The 2,912-nt window shown below is 39.9% G+C and carries 3 protein-coding genes; all 3 read right to left on the bottom strand.

The annotated features are described in order from the left end of the window. Window positions 1-398: 398 nt before the first annotated feature. Window positions 399-851 carry an IS200/IS605 family transposase gene (gene tnpA / locus AC1DND_RS24630; RefSeq protein WP_477585192.1) on the bottom strand — a complete coding sequence of 151 codons (453 nt, stop codon included), beginning with the start codon at window positions 849-851 and terminating at the stop codon, window positions 399-401. Beyond that, window positions 823-1,230, bottom strand: coding sequence for a hypothetical protein (locus tag AC1DND_RS24635; RefSeq protein WP_477585193.1), 408 nt, complete (start codon window positions 1,228-1,230; stop codon window positions 823-825). Before AC1DND_RS24635 ends, tnpA begins: the two co-directional genes overlap by 29 nt. A gap of 674 nt (window positions 1,231-1,904) precedes the next feature. Further along, a partial coding sequence (locus tag AC1DND_RS24640; protein ID WP_477585194.1) for a glycoside hydrolase family 27 protein occupies window positions 1,905-2,912 on the bottom strand: 1,008 nt, incomplete at its 5' end.

Below are 2,912 nucleotides of genomic sequence, written 5' to 3' on the forward strand. Positions count from 1 at the left end.
ACACAGCACAGGACAATTGCCAATGTCAGGCATGAATTTTTAGATCCTCTTGACCTTTTTAATAAATTTTGTTTCATAGTTCAATGGTAAGTATGTTTGACATGTTTAAATTAATTTCTGACTATACACCATAGTAATACTTATGGTTTTTTTTTTCTTCACTGATAACCTCTCGATCATAATGCACCTGGTAGGAATAATAGACAAAACCGATATCGGCATGTATGCCCACCTATGCATCTCCAGTGGCGATAACCGCGCCCGCTATTTCCAGGATTACCGAATGTAGGGAAGAACCACATTTATTATAATAACCCATATAAGGAGAGGCTAAGTGTACTTTTGACCTTTGAAGGCAATGAATGACCCCGAAGCAGAGCTATCGGGGTATCGCTTAACTAAAATTCTAAACTGAGCTGATTTCTATGCAACATCTTATAAGTTGTAGGTTCGGTTCCCTGATTTTGAATATATTTCATGATAACAGTTTCGTTTGCATATTGCCCAACAGTATTAACATAGTAACCAGCAGTCCAAAAATCCCCTCCCCAGAGTTGTTGCTTAACTTCGGGATGAAGACGAAAAAGCTCTTTGGCTGTGAGGCTTTTAACCGCTTGAACAATACTTTTAATCGATAGCATGGGTACCCTTTGTATCAAAAAGTGAACATGGTTATCATCGGCACCAATCTCAACAAAATGAATTTCATACCGCGAAGATATATCCTGACAAACCATAACCAAACTTTCTTCAACCGAGCTCGACAAAACGCTCCGCCGATACTTAATAGGACATACCAAATGATAAAGCAACAAACTCTTATTATGGCTCTTGTGGATATGATCGCTCATGAAACGAAAATAACGCTTTTTGTGTTAAATCTACCTTTTTTGAAAACTCTTCGTTTTCAAACTTTCCGCTGAGACCACCGAAGCAGAGCTTCGGGGTATTAGTTGAATAAACCGTAGCACCTGGCCATGTTGCAGAAAAATCCTGCGCAATGGTGGCCCTTTCCTGAGTAGAAAGGCTGCTTGTCATTTTTTTTAGCGTATTGAACTGTTCTTTGCTCAGGATGATATCATCAGCATAATAATAGGTTCCGTTAACTTCAACCACATGGTTGGTCCTTCCGTCCACAACTAGTTTGTGGATGGTCGAGTCGCCCTTTCTGATTGAGCTGATCGCGTCGTTCTGTAAGGGATCCGTAGTCTCTGTCCTTCTTGCAGGCATAAAACGAGGTCACTACGAGTAGCGCCATAAGAGCTTTTAGAAATGATTTCATAAGGAATAATTAGATTTTAGGTTTTTGTTATTTGCTCGGTACTTGTTTTTAGTTTTCCTATAATATTAAAGAGCCATTAATTTTTTCAATCAACACAGCACACCATCTTCCTCTCCCCTTACTTTTTAAAATGGCCTGCACAGAAAATTATTTGTTATAAACTTCTGTTGTCCATTTTGCTATAGTAAAGTTAATTGCTATAAAAAAAAGGGATGGGCTAGAAATCGGTTTATTTAGGGATAAAATTTTGCCTTAGAATATCAAATCATGGACAAGCCTGTTAGAAGAAAAGGTAAATAAAATGCATATCCTCGCGGGTAAAGCCTAATGTTTCAAGTTGTACCTAGAAAGAAGTGGGCCAGAACTGAAGGGCGCTGAAAATTCAAAGATCAGCTTGTCAATAACCTTAGAAAACTGCAAAAGGCATCCACGACCTATCTCCTTGATGAAAATGCAGGAAAAACTTTAAAAGCTTAAAACCGGATAATTTACCAGTAATACAGTGATATTTTTGGCCAATCCAGAACAAACCAAATCCGTAATGTTCTTGGTACCACTTAGCGATCAGTCTTTGTTTTGCTGGTTTAAATTATGCATACCAAGATCATGGAAGCTGAGCAGATTACTTATTTTTTCCACTTTGAAAAATATTAAACGGTTTTGATTTACCGATTATTTTTAAGGTAACTACACCATGTGCAGGGATTTCGAAGGTTGCTGTTTTGGCTTTTGTCAAATCATAGTCTTTATGTTTCCATAAATCACGGATCTGATAGTCCTGGGCTGAAACAATCCCCACACTGTCTATATCTAGCGAAATGGACGCTGGCATAGTAGACCTGTTGAGCAGTGTTACTGCAATTTGTCCACTCATCGTAGAAACTAAAGGTTTTGCCCAGATTTCAACACCTTTTTTTTGCTGGAGCCTCCTTGCCTGATAGCCTAATTTATCCTGGTTAAGCGCTATGATTTCTTTGTTCGTAACCAGTTCTAAAGTCTGCTTGGACATCGTTCTCAGATCATTACCAAGTAATAGCGGCGAGTTCATCATGCACCACATCGTAAAATGCGAGCGGTCTTCTTCCTCAGACATCCCCCGCCCAACCTGCAGCATATCCATATCGTTCACATGACCGGAAGAACTATATTTCCAGAGATCTGCATTTTTATCGATAATATGAAGAATCGATTCAAAATTATTGCTGATATCACCTGATATACGCCAGGAATCAGCTATTCCAACTGCCCATTTCCCCGGAAACTGCCACCTGCAGATATTATATAAAACATCTGGCCGAATTGCTTTAATCTGTTTGGCCAGCTGCGTGTAACGTGTCTCTTCATCCAGCCCTAGCGTTTCACCACCACACCAGTCTACTTTTATAAAATCATAACCCCAGGTTTTTAGCATCAGTGTAAGATCTTGCTCGTCATGTCCGTACAGCCCTGAACCTACCCCAATGGTGTCCTTATCCCAGGTTGATGCGCAGGTATTGATACCTGCATCAGAATAAATGCCTGCTTTCAACCCCTTGCCATGGATATAATCTGCGACGGCTTTCATTCCCCCAGGGAAACGTTTTGGATGTACCAACAGCTCTCCTTTCCCGTTTCTTCCACCAAAGAAGCC

The organism is Pedobacter sp. 01N416 (assembly GCF_056399685.1).

Coding starts and splice junctions, on each gene's coding strand:
- tnpA (WP_477585192.1), bottom strand. CDS start 851: ATGAGCGATCATATCCACAAGAGCCATAATAAGAGTTTGTTGCTTTAT.
- AC1DND_RS24635 (WP_477585193.1), bottom strand. CDS start 1,230: ATGCCTGCAAGAAGGACAGAGACTACGGATCCCTTACAGAACGACGCG.